Origin of the sequence: Pseudomonas arcuscaelestis (genome assembly GCF_016881005.1) — a bacterium.
Classification (GTDB): Bacteria; Pseudomonadota; Gammaproteobacteria; order Pseudomonadales; family Pseudomonadaceae; genus Aquipseudomonas; species Aquipseudomonas arcuscaelestis.
The window spans coordinates 182,877-197,041 of the sequence record NZ_JACOPV010000002.1; the positions used below are offsets into that span (position 1 = coordinate 182,877).

15 protein-coding genes are annotated in these 14,165 nt (G+C 59.4%); 7 read left to right on the forward strand and 8 right to left on the reverse strand.

All coding sequences use genetic code 11. The features are described 5' to 3' along the window. Positions 1-16 precede the first annotated feature (16 nt). From H8F21_RS03130 to H8F21_RS03155, 6 genes are all read left to right on the forward strand, one after another. The gene (locus tag H8F21_RS03130; protein ID WP_203584022.1) at positions 17-4,153 is read left to right on the forward strand and encodes an autotransporter outer membrane beta-barrel domain-containing protein; all 4,137 of its coding nucleotides are present in this window, start codon (positions 17-19) and stop codon (positions 4,151-4,153) included. Between the two features lie 252 nt (positions 4,154-4,405). Then, positions 4,406-4,573 carry a periplasmic nitrate reductase, NapE protein gene (gene napE, locus H8F21_RS03135; protein WP_038610650.1) on the forward strand — a complete coding sequence of 56 codons (168 nt, stop codon included), beginning with the start codon at positions 4,406-4,408 and terminating at the stop codon, positions 4,571-4,573. Between the two features lie 33 nt (positions 4,574-4,606). Continuing rightward, positions 4,607-4,867, forward strand: a complete 261-nt coding sequence (locus tag H8F21_RS03140) for a chaperone NapD (RefSeq protein ID WP_203584023.1) — start codon at positions 4,607-4,609, stop codon at positions 4,865-4,867. After that, positions 4,864-7,368 carry a nitrate reductase catalytic subunit NapA gene (napA, locus tag H8F21_RS03145; protein ID WP_203584024.1) on the forward strand — a complete coding sequence of 835 codons (2,505 nt, stop codon included), beginning with the start codon at positions 4,864-4,866 and terminating at the stop codon, positions 7,366-7,368. The genes H8F21_RS03140 and napA overlap by 4 nt, the downstream gene beginning before the upstream one ends. Positions 7,369-7,379: 11 nt before the next feature. After that, positions 7,380-7,865, forward strand: a complete 486-nt coding sequence (locus H8F21_RS03150) for a nitrate reductase cytochrome c-type subunit (RefSeq protein ID WP_203481415.1) — start codon at positions 7,380-7,382, stop codon at positions 7,863-7,865. A gap of 9 nt (positions 7,866-7,874) precedes the next feature. Further along, the gene (locus H8F21_RS03155; protein ID WP_203584025.1) at positions 7,875-8,471 is read left to right on the forward strand and encodes a cytochrome c3 family protein; all 597 of its coding nucleotides are present in this window, start codon (positions 7,875-7,877) and stop codon (positions 8,469-8,471) included. Positions 8,472-8,490: 19 nt separating this feature from the next. On the opposite strand, the gene H8F21_RS03160 is transcribed toward H8F21_RS03155, so the two are convergent. From H8F21_RS03160 to H8F21_RS03180, 5 genes are all read right to left on the reverse strand, one after another. Further along, positions 8,491-8,940, reverse strand: a complete 450-nt coding sequence (locus H8F21_RS03160; RefSeq protein WP_203584026.1) for a YMGG-like glycine zipper-containing protein — start codon at positions 8,938-8,940, stop codon at positions 8,491-8,493. 46 nt (positions 8,941-8,986) lie between these two features. Next, complete coding sequence (locus H8F21_RS03165; protein WP_136475979.1) at positions 8,987-9,304, reverse strand: DUF2388 domain-containing protein; 318 nt, start codon at positions 9,302-9,304, stop codon at positions 8,987-8,989. Between the two features lie 66 nt (positions 9,305-9,370). Then, a complete protein-coding gene (locus H8F21_RS03170) occupies positions 9,371-10,117 on the reverse strand; it encodes a hypothetical protein (RefSeq protein ID WP_236042890.1) in 747 nt (248 codons plus the stop codon). Between the two features lie 86 nt (positions 10,118-10,203). Beyond that, a complete protein-coding gene (locus H8F21_RS03175) occupies positions 10,204-10,632 on the reverse strand; it encodes a hypothetical protein (protein ID WP_203584027.1) in 429 nt (142 codons plus the stop codon). 64 nt (positions 10,633-10,696) lie between these two features. After that, positions 10,697-11,212 carry a DUF4142 domain-containing protein gene (locus H8F21_RS03180; protein WP_203481476.1) on the reverse strand — a complete coding sequence of 172 codons (516 nt, stop codon included), beginning with the start codon at positions 11,210-11,212 and terminating at the stop codon, positions 10,697-10,699. A gap of 182 nt (positions 11,213-11,394) precedes the next feature. Between H8F21_RS03180 and H8F21_RS03185 the strand changes: the two genes are divergently transcribed. Further along, the gene (locus H8F21_RS03185) at positions 11,395-12,729 is read left to right on the forward strand and encodes a cation:proton antiporter (RefSeq protein WP_203584028.1); all 1,335 of its coding nucleotides are present in this window, start codon (positions 11,395-11,397) and stop codon (positions 12,727-12,729) included. 14 nt (positions 12,730-12,743) lie between these two features. On the opposite strand, the gene H8F21_RS03190 is transcribed toward H8F21_RS03185, so the two are convergent. The 3 genes from H8F21_RS03190 to H8F21_RS03200 all read right to left on the reverse strand — a co-directional run bounded on the left by H8F21_RS03190 (position 12,744) and on the right by H8F21_RS03200 (position 14,082). Then, complete coding sequence (locus H8F21_RS03190; protein ID WP_136475976.1) at positions 12,744-12,986, reverse strand: hypothetical protein; 243 nt, start codon at positions 12,984-12,986, stop codon at positions 12,744-12,746. A 23-nt stretch (positions 12,987-13,009) separates the two neighbouring features. Beyond that, the gene (locus H8F21_RS03195; protein WP_203481409.1) at positions 13,010-13,204 is read right to left on the reverse strand and encodes a hypothetical protein; all 195 of its coding nucleotides are present in this window, start codon (positions 13,202-13,204) and stop codon (positions 13,010-13,012) included. Positions 13,205-13,317: 113 nt separating this feature from the next. After that, a complete protein-coding gene (locus H8F21_RS03200) occupies positions 13,318-14,082 on the reverse strand; it encodes a sulfite exporter TauE/SafE family protein (protein ID WP_203541195.1) in 765 nt (254 codons plus the stop codon). Between the last annotated feature and the right edge of the window lie 83 nt (positions 14,083-14,165).

A 14,165-nucleotide genomic window follows, 5' to 3' on the forward strand; every position in this document is an offset into this window, starting at 1 on the left:
ATTATTGGAGGTCGTCATGAAAAATGTCAGCGAAATTGCACTGCCTCTGGACCACTTGGCGCACAACCGCCTGGCCCTGGCTATCAGTCTCATTCTGGGAAGCATGTGTTACCTCTCGGTAAAGGACGTTGAGGCAGAAGAAGCCGTGGTAACCATCGAGCGCCTGGACGACCACCCGCCTTCTGCTGCTGCATTGCAACTGGGCCCCTTGCTTGGGCTACTCGGCGTACCAGCCCCGATTACGGTTACCGTGGCCAACGGCGTGGGTATTGTTAGCGGCGCCGCCGACAGTTCCAGCGTCTACCTGCGTGCGGCCAATGCTACCGGCGTGAAGGCCGGCGCCGCGATACAAATCAGCTTCGAGCAAGGCAGCGTCGTCAACAGTGCGGTAACCGGCGCTACTGCCAATGGCCAGAAAGCCCTATTGGCCGTGGATGGTGGTAGGATCAGCGGCACTGGAGTACGTATCGAAATGCACCCGCAAACTGCCTTGGGCGTGCCGTTTACCGCCAGCAACATGACCGGCGTCACGGTGCAGAGCGGCGGCGTGATCAGCCTCGACAACAGTCAGGTGAGCATGGGCAGCACCACCGGCAACAATAACGTGGCACTGCTGGCCAACGGTGTGAGCAGCGCCATTGACTTCAGCGGCGGCTCGATCAGCACGATAGCCAAAGGCTCCACCGCCGTGCTGGCTCAGGATGGCGGCAGCATCATGCTGAGCAAAGGCACCACGATAACAAGCAGCGGTGCCGTGCTCGGTACCAACATCAGTCATGGCCTGAAGGCCGAATCCGGCAGCCGTATCAACGCCAGCGACATCACCGTCAACACCAGCGCTACGGCAGCCAGTGGTGCCCGTGCCGAGGGTAATAGCGAAATTGTACTGCGTGACAGCACTTTCAACGCCACCAACGCCGCAACCAGCACGACCACCACTGCGGTATTGCACGCCCTGGGTGGCTCGCAGATCAGCGGCAGCGGTCTTGAAATCAGTTCCACCGGCACCCACGTTGCCGGCACCCGGGCCGAGGCCAGCAGCATTTCGCTCAAGGACAGCCACATCTCGGTCAGCGGTGGCGGCAACACGGCCAACCCCAGCGCAGCAGCCAGGGCAATGGCCGGCGGCAGTCTGGTTATCGATAACAGCGTTCTGCAAACGCAGGGCATCTTCGGTCACGGGGTGTCGGTCGAAGGCGCCGACAGCCAGGCACTGGTCTCCAACAGCAGCCTATCGGTGCTCGGTGCGCGTGCTATCGGCCTGAATATTGTCTCCGGCGCCCAGGCACAGGTAGAAAACAGCCAGATTGCCGTTGACGCCCTCAATGCCACCGGCCCCTGGTCCCCCGGAGTCCTGGTCGAGGGTTCGGGGTCGCGCCTGGTGCTTACCGACAGCCAGGTACGCACCTCGCCTAAATCGAGTTTTGGCATCAGCGCAGGCGACGGCGCCGACATTCAGATCAGCAACTCCAGCGTCAGCACCCAAGGCAACTACGCCACCGGGATCAGCGCAGGCAATGCCACGGTCAGCGCTGACAACGTCAACGTTTATACCGCCGGCGACGACAACGCCATCGGTGTAGTCGCCAACCAGAACGCCAAGGTGACCCTGAACGGCGGCACGGTGACCACCCGCGGCAATGGCTCGCCAGTGCAATCGAACCTGACCTTTCCCCATGCCCTGGTTTCGCGCAACGAAGGCGCCCTGCTGATTGCCAACGGCACGCGCTTGCTCACCCAAGGCTCACAAGCCTACGGCGCCGCCGTGGATGACGGCGGTAGCATGCAGCTCAACGGCGTTTCAGTAAAAACCGAAGGCGACCGCTCCATTGGCCTATATGCAGGTGTCGGCGGTATCAAACCCGGTAACGTTGTACTCGAGGCCAACAGCGTCACCGTCCAGACCCTGGGCGCCAATGCCAGCGGTGCTCGAGTGAGTCGTAACTTCAAGGACAGCCAGACCGCAACCCTGGACCTTAAGGACTCCAGCATCCGAACCTCGGGCGACAATTCTGCAGCCCTGCACGCCGAGCGCGGTGGCCAATTGAATGCCGCGAACACAGTTGCCAGTACCAGCGGTTCGGGCGCCCACGGTGTGCTGGTGAGCAGCGCACCCAGCGCGGCGATCCTGTCGCAGGCCAGCGTTATTACCCAGGGTGCTGATGCGCACGGGATGCTGGTCAAGGACGGCGGCCAGTTAAGCGCCGAGCAAACCACGGTCAGCGCCGCCGGCAGCACTGCATCGGCGCTGTACCTGCAAGGCAGCGACATGGCCGTGAGCAAGGCCGAGGTGCGCAGCAGCGTGCTGCACAACCAGCAAGGGGCAACCCTCGCGATTGACGGCGTTGCCGAGGCTGACCTTGAGGATGTAATCGCTGGTGGTAGCGGCCATTGGCTGCATGTCGACGCCGGGGCAACAGCGCCAGGCCTTGCCACCATCAAACTGAGCAGTTCCCAGGTCAACGGCGCCGCAACCACCGCCCAGGACAGCAACTCGACCCTGAGCATGAGCAATACCAGCCTGTGGAAACTCACCGGCAACTCGAACCTGAGCAGCCTTGGCAACGACCACAGCCTGATCGACTTCAGCGCACCGGGCGGCAGCAGCTACAAGACCCTCACCGTCAACCAGTACCAAGGCAACAACGGCACCATCGCCCTCAATACCTACCTCTACGACGACCAGTCGCCGTCGGACAAACTGGTGATCGATGGCGGCCAGGCCAGTGGTAGCAGCAATCTGCAGATCAAGAACGCCGGTGGCCCCGGTGCCTTGACCAGCGGCAATGGTATTCAGGTGGTCGATGCCATCAATGGCGGTACCACCCAGGCGCAAGCGTTCAGATTGCTCAGCCGGGTCAAGGCGGGCCCATATGAGTACACCTTGCACCGCGCCAGTCTCGACGACAGCAACGCCCAGGCCTGGTATCTGCGCTCAACCCAGGACGCGGTGCCTGTCGATCCAAAACCACAACCTGACCCCGACGATGATGATGACGATCCGAAACCTGTAGACCCCATCGACAAGCCCATTGTTAAACCTCCCGTGGTAATCCCTCCTGTAGTAAAGCCTCCTGTAGTAGTGCCTCCCGTAGTAGTGCCTCCCGTCGTGGAGCCACCGGTGGTAGCGCCCCCTGCCCCACAACCTGCACGCCAAGTGCCCAACTACCGCCCGGAAACCTCGTTGTACAGCGCCATTCCCGGGATGACCCTGCGCTATAGCCGCATGCTGGTTGATACCCTGCATGAGCGCATGGGCGAAGAGGTGCGCAGCGCCGTCGATCCATTGCCAAGTGAGGCGCAGAGCGACTACGGTCCGTCGCTGGGCTGGGGCCGACTGATCTATGGCCAGGGTGATCAGAGCCTGGGCAATGGCAGCCGCGTCGACTACAGCCAGCAAGCTTTTCAGGTGGGTATCGACCTGTACCACAGTGAAGACACCGACGGCAGTTCCAATCAGGCAGGCCTGTCGCTGTCCGCCGGCAAGATCGCCGGAGATGTCGAACACACCGACGGCAGTGCAGCCGGCGATGCCAAGGTGCGCGCCACTGGCCTCGGTGGCTACTGGACCCACTACGGGGCGGCAGGTTGGTACCTGGATGGCGTAATGCATTTTAACCACTTTGATATCCAGGCCCACCCTGATGACCTGCCGCGGTTGAAAACCAAGGGCAAGGGCATTACCGCCTCGCTGGAAGCCGGTTACCCGTTCAAGCTGAACAAGGACGAATCGCTGAAGATCGAGCCGCAAGCCCAGGTGATTGTCAGCAAGATCAAAATCAACGACAGCCACGACGCCGCCGCCGATGTGCGCTTTGAAGACGTCGACTCCCTGACCGGGCGCCTCGGGGTACGCCTCGACAAGGACCTGTTCCGTGAAGACGACAAGGGTAAATTGCACCGTACCAACGTGTGGATTCGCCCCAGTGTCTGGCACGAGTTCAAGAGCCAGCCGAAAACCGAGTTTTCTTCAAACGATGGTTTTATCCCCTTCACCACCGACATGGGCGGAACCTGGACCGAACTGAACCTGGGCGTGGATTACAAGGTCAGCGAAAAAACCACCATCCATTTGTCTGGCGGTTACGAGAAAGGCCTGGACAGCGACAGCCACGGCTATGAAGGCATCCTTGGCATCAAGGTAAAGTTCTGACGCATGTACTACTTAACTTCGCTTATCAGGGCCCGACACGTTCGGGTCCTGTGCATTTCTAATTTCTGCGGAACTATTCTGAACGCTAAAATCTATACAAATAACTAGCATTTGCATCCATCGAATACACCGCCCCTTATTGCATGTTGCGAGCTTTGACGCTTAGAGCCTTTTGTCGATTTAAAGGTCCGCGGTTAGCCCCTTCAAGTGAGTAGGTCTACTCTACATCCAGGTCTGCCTGGAGCGCGTTCCATGCCATCGGCTGAAGAACAAAAACCTGTGCGTCGCAAAGAGGCGTTGCTGTTCATCTTCCTCGTCGCCTGCCTGTTCCCCTTGCTATCGGTGGCTATCGTCGGTGGCTACGGTTTCATCATCTGGTTTTTACAAATGCTCTACGGACCGCCTGGTCCGCCTAACTGATTGGCATTTTTTAATGTCTGTTGGAGCCAGTGCATGGACGAAACGCTACATATTGCCAGCCTTGTTGTACTTGCCCGCCCGCAATTGCTGGAAGCGGTAAAGGCTAACTTGCGCCTGCTTGAGGGCCTTGAATTGCATCAGGAAAGTGCCGCCGGAAAGTTGGTGGTGGTGCTTGAAACAGCGGATGAACATCAGATTCTGCAACGCATAGAGCAGATCAACAATTTACCCGGCGTGCTCAATGCGGCGTTGATCTATCACGAACTCCTCGACCCTGCAGGAGAAGCCGAATGAGCATGACCCGCCGTGAGTTCGCCAAGGCCCAGGCCGCCGCCATTGCTGCGGCAGCGGCTGGCCTGCCCATCTACAGCACCGCCAGCAACCTGATCACTGAAGCCGACATGGTCACCCTGGAGTGGAACAAGGCACCCTGTCGTTTTTGCGGCACCGGCTGCAGCGTAATGGTCGCCACCCGTGACAACCGCGTGGTTGCTACCCACGGTGATGTCAAAGCCGAGGTCAACCGTGGTTTGAACTGCGTCAAAGGCTACTTCCTGTCGAAGATCATGTATGGCAATGATCGCCTGACCCAACCGCTGCTGCGCATGAAGGACGGGCAGTACGACAAACAGGGCGAGTTTCAGCCGATCAGTTGGGAAAAAGCCTTCGACATAATGGCGGCGAAGTTCAAGGAAGCCCTGAAAAACAAAGGCCCAAGCTCGGTCGGCATGTTCGGCTCGGGGCAATGGACGGTGTGGGAAGGCTACGCCGCCAACAAGCTGATGAAAGCGGGCTTTCGCAGCAACAACATCGACCCCAATGCACGTCACTGCATGGCCTCGGCCGTCATGGGCTTCATGCGCACCTTCGGCATGGATGAGCCGATGGGCTGCTACGACGATATCGAGGCCACCGATGCGTTTGTGCTGTGGGGCTCGAACATGGCCGAGATGCACCCGATTCTGTGGAGTCGGGTAACCGACCGGCGCCTGAGCCAGCCGCAGGTAAAAGTCGCGGTGCTGTCTACATTCGAGCACCGCAGTTTCGAACTGGCCGACATTCCCATGGTGTTCAAGCCACAGACCGACCTGCTGATTCTCAACTACATCGCCAACCACATTATTGAAAGCGGCGCGGTCAACAAGGACTTCGTCAGCAAGCACACGCGCTTCGCCAAGGGTGCCGATGACATCGGCTACGGCCTGCGCCCCGACAACCCGCTGGAGACCAAGGCCAAGAACGCCGACAAGGCCAACACCTGGAGTGATATCGACTTCGAGCAGTTCGCCGCCTTCGTTCGCCCCTACACCCTTGAGCGCACGGCCCAGGAGTCTGGCGTACCGGCCGAACGGCTCAAGGCCCTAGCCGAGTTGTATGCCGACCCCAAGCGCAAAGTAGTGTCGTTCTGGACCATGGGCTTCAACCAACACACCCGTGGGGTGTGGGCCAATAACCTGATCTATAACATCCACCTGCTCACCGGCAAGATCAGCGAGCCGGGCAACAGTCCCTTCTCGCTCACCGGCCAACCCTCTGCCTGCGGCACCGCGCGCGAAGTCGGCACCTTCTCCCACCGTTTGCCTGCCGACCTTGTTGTCACGAACCCCAAGCACCGGGCGACCGCGGAAAAAATCTGGAAGCTGCCTGCCGGCACCATTGAGGAAAAAGTCGGCTTTCATGCCGTGCAACAGAGCCGCATGCTCAAGGACGGGGTGCTCAACGTGTACTGGACCCAGTGCAGCAACAATATGCACGCCGGTCCGAACATCATGCAGGAGGTACTGCCCGGTTGGCGCAAGCCGGAAAATTTCGTCATCGTCTCCGATGTATACCCCACGGTATCGGCCCAGGCCGCCGACCTCATTCTGCCCAGCGCCATGTGGGTGGAAAAGGAAGGTGCCTTTGGCAATGCCGAGCGCCGCACCCAATTCTGGCACCAATTGGTCAGCGCGCCCGGTGAGGCCAAATCCGACTTGTGGCAACTGGTCGAGTTCTCCAAGCGCTTCACCACCGATGAAGTCTGGCCTGCCGAGCTGCTGGCCAAGGCACCGGCGTACAAGGGCAAAACCCTCTATGAGGTGCTGTACAAGAACGGTCAGGTAGATCAGTTCCCCGTCGAGCAACTTGAAGCCGGGTACAAGAACGATGAAGCCAAGGCCTTTGGCTTCTACCTGCAAAAAGGTCTGTTTGAAGAATACGCCCAGTTTGGCCGCGGCCATGGTCATGACCTGGCACCGTTCGACCTGTATCACCGCGAGCGCGGCCTGCGCTGGCCGGTGGTGGATGGCAAGGAAACGCGCTGGCGCTACCGCGAGGGCACCGACCCTTACGTCGAAGCGGGCAGCGGCGTGCAGTTCTACGGCTACCCGGACAAAAAAGCGATCATCTTTGCCCTGCCCTACGAGCCACCCGCCGAAGCCCCGGATGCCGAATACCCGTTCTGGCTCAGTACCGGCCGCGTGCTTGAGCACTGGCATACCGGCAGCATGACCCAGCGGGTAGAAGAGCTGTATAGGGCCGTTCCAGCGGCCTTGGTATACATGCACCCGGATGACGCCAAAGCCCTGAATGCACGACGCGGCAGTGAAGTGAAGCTGATCAGTCGGCGCGGCGAAATCCGCGCGCGGATCGAAACCCGCGGGCGCAACAAGCCACCACAAGGCCTGGTGTTCGTGCCGTTCTTCGATGCCAACAAGCTGATCAACAAGGTCACGCTCGATGCCACCGATCCAATCTCCAAGCAGACCGACTACAAGAAATGCGCCATACGAATCGAGTTGATCAGCGTGGCCTGAGGAGCATCGTCATGACCGTTCGAATCTTGCCGTTGTGCCTGCTAGCCGTGATTGGCGTGGCCATCGCTGGCGATATCGACTACCCGCTCGATGCACCCGGGCCGGACGGTCGTCGCCCAGGCGGCACGCTGACCCAGAGCATGCCGGCAGCGCCGATTGCCAATGATGAAAACAAGGACCTTAAACGCGAGCGTAACTACCCGGATCAACCGCCGACCATTCCACACACCATTCGCGGCTATCAGATCGACAAGAACAGCAACAAGTGCCTGTCCTGCCACAGTCGCGCCAACAGTGCCAAGAGTCAGGCGACCATGATCAGCATCACCCACTACATGGACCGCGATGGCCAGCCGCTGGCAGCCGTGTCGCCTCGGCGCTACTTCTGCAACCAGTGCCATGTGCCGCAGAAAGAAATACAGCCGCTGGTGGGCAATACCTTCGAAAACATCGACAAAATTCTGCAAGACGACGCCAACGCCGCTAAAAAACCTTAAGGAGGCGCCATGAAAACACTGTTCGCCCTGCTTAAGGAGTACTGGGGCATCCTTTGTCGACCGAGCGTGTATTTCAGCCTCGGCTTCCTGACCTTGGGTGGCTTTATTGCCGGGATCATTTTCTGGGGTGGCTTCAACACTGCGCTGGAATTGACCAACACCGAAAAATTCTGCGTGTCATGTCATGAAATGCGCGACAACGTGTTTGTCGAGCTCAAGGACACCATTCACTACAGCAACCGCTCCGGTGTGCGCGCCAGTTGCCCGGATTGCCATGTACCGCATGAATGGACACATAAAATCGCGCGCAAGATGCAGGCGTCCAAGGAAGTGTGGGGGAAAATCTTCGGCACCATCGATACCCGCGACAAATTCGTAGCCATGCGTCGTGAGCTGGCCGAGCACGAGTGGGCCAGGCTCAAGGCCAACGACTCGCGCGAATGCCGCAACTGCCACAACTTCGAGTTCATGGACTTCACGCGCCAAAGCAAGCGTGCCGCCGCCATGCACTCCACCTCGCTGGCCAAGGGCGAAGCCACGTGTATCGACTGCCACAAGGGCATCGCCCACAAACTGCCCGACATGCACGGAGTAAAAGGCTGGTAACGCAACGCGCCAGCATCAATCAGGGCGTGACTTGGTAGCCTTTACCTTGCAGGCAACTGGTGTATGCCGAGGCATGGGTCGACTCACTGTTGTTGCGCTGAGCCCGGCGCTCCTGGCGTTGGCGCGAGCCACCGACCACTGCGCCGGCGGCTGCAGTTTCCTTGGCGCGGTTCTGCCGATAGTCTTGCTTCACATCATCGTCGACGCGGTCATAGACCTCGTCATGCTGGTTGCCGCGCACCTGAGCGCCCACCGCTCCGGCAGCGGCGCCTACTGCGGCGCCTTTCACCCGACCACCGGTAACAGGAGCCGAAGTCGAGGCACTGTTGGCGGTATTCTGGCATTCACTGGTATCCATCTGGATCTGCTGTGAGCTTTGGCCGTTGAGGGGAACAACGGTTTCGGCCGATGCCTGGAGGCTGATAAGGGAGGCGACCAAGCAAAGGCCGAGCGGCGATATTCTGTACATGATGAGCTCCGATTCCTGGGTGAACGGCGGCTCATAGAAGAATAGTTCAGCGCTCGCCGCCAGGTTCGTCCTGAAGCAGGATTGCCCGGGCTATTTCTTCGTCGCTGGCGCGTAAATCGGGGTTTTCCTGACGAACGCGCTGCATCATCGACTCCAGGTACACGCCCCGAATGGTGCCGCCACTGGCAATGAACGACGAAGCATCGTCACGCGCCGGGATAATGCGTTTGTCATCCTTGAAGGTCGAATACAACGATGCAGAAACGCCTGCCGAGGTAGCCACATCACCGGCGTCGACACCGGCCAGGGCACTGCCCAGCGGCAAGCAAAGAATGAGCGAAGAAGCGATCAGTAAACGGCGCATGATGGTGCCTCCGGTTATGGGTTCCTACAACAACTAGGATGCTTGCCATGGCCTTGGAGTTCCCTGTCACTGCACCGGCAGAAAGTTCATCAACAGCAGGCTTTGCGCGTAATTGAGGCCAATTCGCCGATACCGTTCGTCCAGCATTTGCGCTAAAAGGTCCAAGCGCGCCACGACCTTGCCGAACTCTACGGCGAAACTCAGGTTGCTGCCCTCCTCGGATATCTCATTGGAAAATAGCAATAACACGCCGTTGGCGTCTTGGCGCTGGCTGAGCATCCAGGTGGCTTTCTCTATGTTGCGCGCGGCGTTGTTCACGAACAGCGGGTCGATGGTGTCGGTGATGAAAAATTCGGTGCGCCCGCCATGTGCAGTCACCAGCATGCTACCGATAGCATAAATAAATGCACCGACGCGGTCGCCCTTGAACTCAGGACCCAAGGCATAGCTCAGGGCGGCAAGGTCGCGGCGCTCACCCAATTGCGGCAGCGCCTGACGCTGCTCGATGGCCTGGCGAATCTGACGCTCGGCGGTCGAGGCATCGACATAACCGGACAGACGCCACTGGCTGGGGTTTCGCCGATAGAGCTTGTTCATCAACAGATAGAGACTTTGCAGGTTGTCACGCATGGTCAGGGTGGCCATGCGGTCTACGCTGGTCTGAAACAACTCCTGGGGCGAGCCTTTACTGAGCTGGGCGGCAATATCGCGCCCCTGCTGCTGACTGCAACCACTGGCACACCCTGCCAGCAGCGCAAACAGTAGCGCATGACGCCACAATGGTGGGGATCGAACGGGGTAACTCTCAACCATCGGCACCGGGCCCGGACTCACTGGCAGCATCGGGAATCAGCGCCGCCTTGCGATGAATAGAGCCCGCAAATCCTGAAAAGTGCCGCTCACGGCGCTTGCCAGCGCCCACCCGCACTCTCGCAGTCCTTGCGTAACTGCGATAACTGGGCCGAGTCGTAATAGTAGGTCACCACTTGCGCCCCCTGCGGAATCGCCGGGCTATCGTGCCCTGGCGCCTTGCTGGTGGCATGGGGATTGGCCAGACTCTCTTGGGTAAGGGTCGCGGTGCAGGTGGCAACGGAATGATCCGCGCATTGCTCTACTCGACGCTTGTCACTGGTGAGCATCTCCTTGCTTTCGTTGCTGCACGACCAATCAATGGCATCATCGGCAACCTTGGTGAACCGATAACAGCTATGCGATTCAATGCTGGGTATCGCCTCGCTTTGCGAGCGGGTGCGTACCTCGCAGGCTGAACCAAAACTTGCACCGCTGACCAACATCAGCGTGCTTAAAAAAATTGCTTGGCTATTCATCACGGTGCACCTGCAAGCTGCGCTGAAGCGGGCCGCCCAGCGGGCGACCCACTGTCAGTGCTGGTTATGGCTTGGCTGCATCACCGCCATGCGCGGCTGCCAGGGCCTTGGCTTTTTGCAGGTGGGCCTGCAAGGTTGGCAAGGCCTCGGTTGCGAAGGCCTTCAGTTCAGCATCCTTACCGTCCTTGGCGTATTCCTCAAACAACTCGATGGCCGATTCGTGCGCCTTGACCTGGTTATTGGCGTACGCCTGATCGAACGACTTGGCTCCGCGCAGTTCAAGGATCATCGCCTTGGCCTTGTCGATCAGGTCAGCCTCGGTAGAAACCTCGATATCCTTGCTGGTGGCCAGCGTCCTGAGTTTCTCGTTGGCGGCGCGGTGGTCCTTGACCATCATGTCCGCGAACGCTTTGACGTCACTGGTGGTGCCCTTTTCCTGGGCCAGTTTGCCAGCTTCGACTTCGGCAACGCCTTTGGCCGAGGCATCCTCGACAAAGTCGTCGGCATCCTGGGCCGCATGCACGGCGCCAGCCAGAGTGAGGGCCAATGCAAAGGCCCCGGTACGCAAGCAAGTATTCATCATGAAACGTTCCTCATTGAAGGGATTCCTGAAACACTTCGGTTACCGCTATCAGTTCTGAGCCACGTCGGTCGGCAGAGGTTCAGCTTTTTTCACACCGACCTGCCCAATGCGTTGAACCCCCGTTCACCCCTCCCGCTCGAATAGACAAATACCTGTACCCGGCCATGTGGGGTGGCGTGATGAGTTTTTTGCTCTGGATGGCGGTACTGGGTGCGGTGCTGCTGGTGCTGGCACTGACCTCCTCCTACTTGCGCTGGATGCCGGTTACCACGTCGGCGGTGTGCCTGATTCTGGGTATCGCCATCGGCCCTGCCGGGCTTGGTCTGTTGCAACTGAACGTGGCTCAGGCTGCGCCGTGGATGGAACATCTGACTCAAGTTGCCCTATTGTTTTCGCTGTTTGTCTGCGGGCTCAAACTGCGCCTGGCGTTCAGCCGACGTATGTGGCGGGTGGTCCTCGGGCTGGCGGGGCCGTTGATGTTGATCAGCATCGCCGGCCTGTGCCTGGTATTGCACCTGTGGTTGCAGTGGTCATGGGGGCTGTCGCTGTTGGTTGCGGCAATACTGGCGCCCACCGATCCGGTGTTGGCCTCCCTGGTACAGGTCAATGATGCCCAGGATCAGGATGCGGTGCGCTTTGGACTTTCAGGTGAGGCCGGGCTGAACGATGGCGTGGCGTTTCCATTTGTACTGCTTGGTTTGCTGTTGATCCGCGACCCCACGCTCTCCGGCCACGGGTTGCTGATGTGGAGCCTGCAGGAATTGATCTGGGCAGTGCTGGCCGGGCTGGCCCTGGGCTACGCCATGGGCCACGGCGTCGGGCGTTTGATCCTCGCCTTGCGCAGCGGCAATACACACTCGCTGATGTCGCCCAATGACTACCTGGCATTGGCGCTGATCGCTCTGGCGTATGTCGGTGCCGAGCTCATCAGCGCCTATGGTTTTCTCGCCGTGTTTGCTGCCGGGCTTGGCCTGCGCCGTGCCGAAATGACCTCGGCAGCGCAAACATCGGTACCGGCCGAGCACCTGGTACAGCCAGGGCTCGATATTCAGCAGGCCCAGGCCGGACGGCAGGTGCACGGCGACACCTCGCAACTACAAGACCAACAGGTGGCGGCCGGAGTAATGATGGGCGATATGCTGGCGTTTGGCGGTCTGATCGAGCGGGCGATGGAGGTATTCCTGGTGACCCTGCTCGGGGTCGTGCTGGCCGCCCATTGGGATTGGCACGCGCTGGGCGTGGGTCTGATGCTGTTTGTACTCGTGCGCCCGGCCGGTGCGCTGGCAATCCCCTGGGGCACACTGCTCGATCGCCAGCAACGGTTGCTGGTAGGCTGGTTCGGCATTCGTGGTATTGGCAGCCTTTACTACTTGTTCTATAGCTTGAACCAGGGCATCGGGCCTGAACTTTCTGGCGCCTGTATCGACCTGACTCTTTCAGTGGTCGCCCTGAGCATCATCGTGCACGGGCTAAGCACCCAACCATTGCTCGCCCGTTATGAGGGCGCACGCTGAAATCAGCACGGCCATCAGGTGTCGGGGTCGGCCAGTTTTTCCTCAACCGCCCTTTCCAAGGCGTTGACCTGGGCGCCATCGGCCAATGCCTGCAGTGCCAGCCAGTCATCCCAGTCAATGGCCCCGTCATCGCGCAACGCCTCGGCTGTGCGAATCAGGGCCTTGTGATACAAATCGGGGGATTCTCGCCGATAGCTCTCGTCGTCGTACTGGGCATACCAGGCTTCAAGTTCTGGAATCGAACGTTCTATGGACATGGTTGAACGCCTCGCGGTTCGCTTTAGTGGAACAGATAGGCGTTGGCGGCCTTGACCAGATCACGCCATTCACGGCTGTCGATCATCTGCGCCTCAAGCAAAGTATCGGCAGCCTTGAGCGCCTTGTCATAGCGCTCTTCGGGCTCCAATTGCTGATAGGCCAGCTGCAGATCCTGCCGCCATTGGGCCAAGGCCGACTGCTTGCTCTGCTTCATCATGCGCAGCTCCCCTGCAATGCCTGTCCTCAGTAGAAAAGCTGCAGGGCGGATACGTTCCAATTATTCAACGGCCATGGCCGAAACAACGGATTGCAGGGGTTGCGCCGGGCGACTCAACTCAACAAAGCGCGACTGACCAGGGTTACCCCGCTTGCCAGAATGATGATGTTGATCAGCCTGACAAACGCCTCACGAGACATTTTCAGATTGATATGGCCGCCCGCCCAGAGCCCGATCACCATAGCAGGGAGCAAGTACACGGCCATCACCAGCAACGAGGTATCTGCATAGGCTCCGGCAATCACCAGCATGCTCAGGCGCAGCACCGTGCTGATGCCGATCAGGGTGCTTTGCGTGGCGCTGACCTGCTCCTTGGCGACGATCCGACCGTTCAGGTAAATCGCATAGAGGAATCCACCGCTGCCAAACAAGGAGCCAAACAATCCGCCCAAAACCCCCAGCGGCATGGCCCAGGCAGGCGGCAAGTCGAACATGCGCAGCGGCCGAATCAACATGTACAGCGCATACGCACTGACAAAACAGCCCATCATCAGCAATAGCGCGTCGGCATTGGTCTTGAGCAACACGGTAATGCCCAGCACGCTGCCAATGGCCATGAACGGCAGCAATCGAACCAGTTCTGCACGCACCACATGTCGATGGCCGCGCAGCAACTTTCCCGACGACGCGAGCAGATCGAGCACCACCAATAAAGGAATGACTTGGGATAAAGGCATGTAGAGCAGCAACACCGGTCCGGCCACCAGTGCAGTGCCAAACCCGGCGATGCCGAAAATGACATAGGCCGCGCTAATAGTCAGGAGCATCACCAAAAGGCTTGCGCCGGCAACCGGTGGTTGGAGTAGAACCTCAAGCATTTCATCGCCTCCGTGGCATGTGCGGCACATCCTAGCCGAGGCCGTTGAAATCCGACTAATATGAAAAAAACCCTTAAGCGATC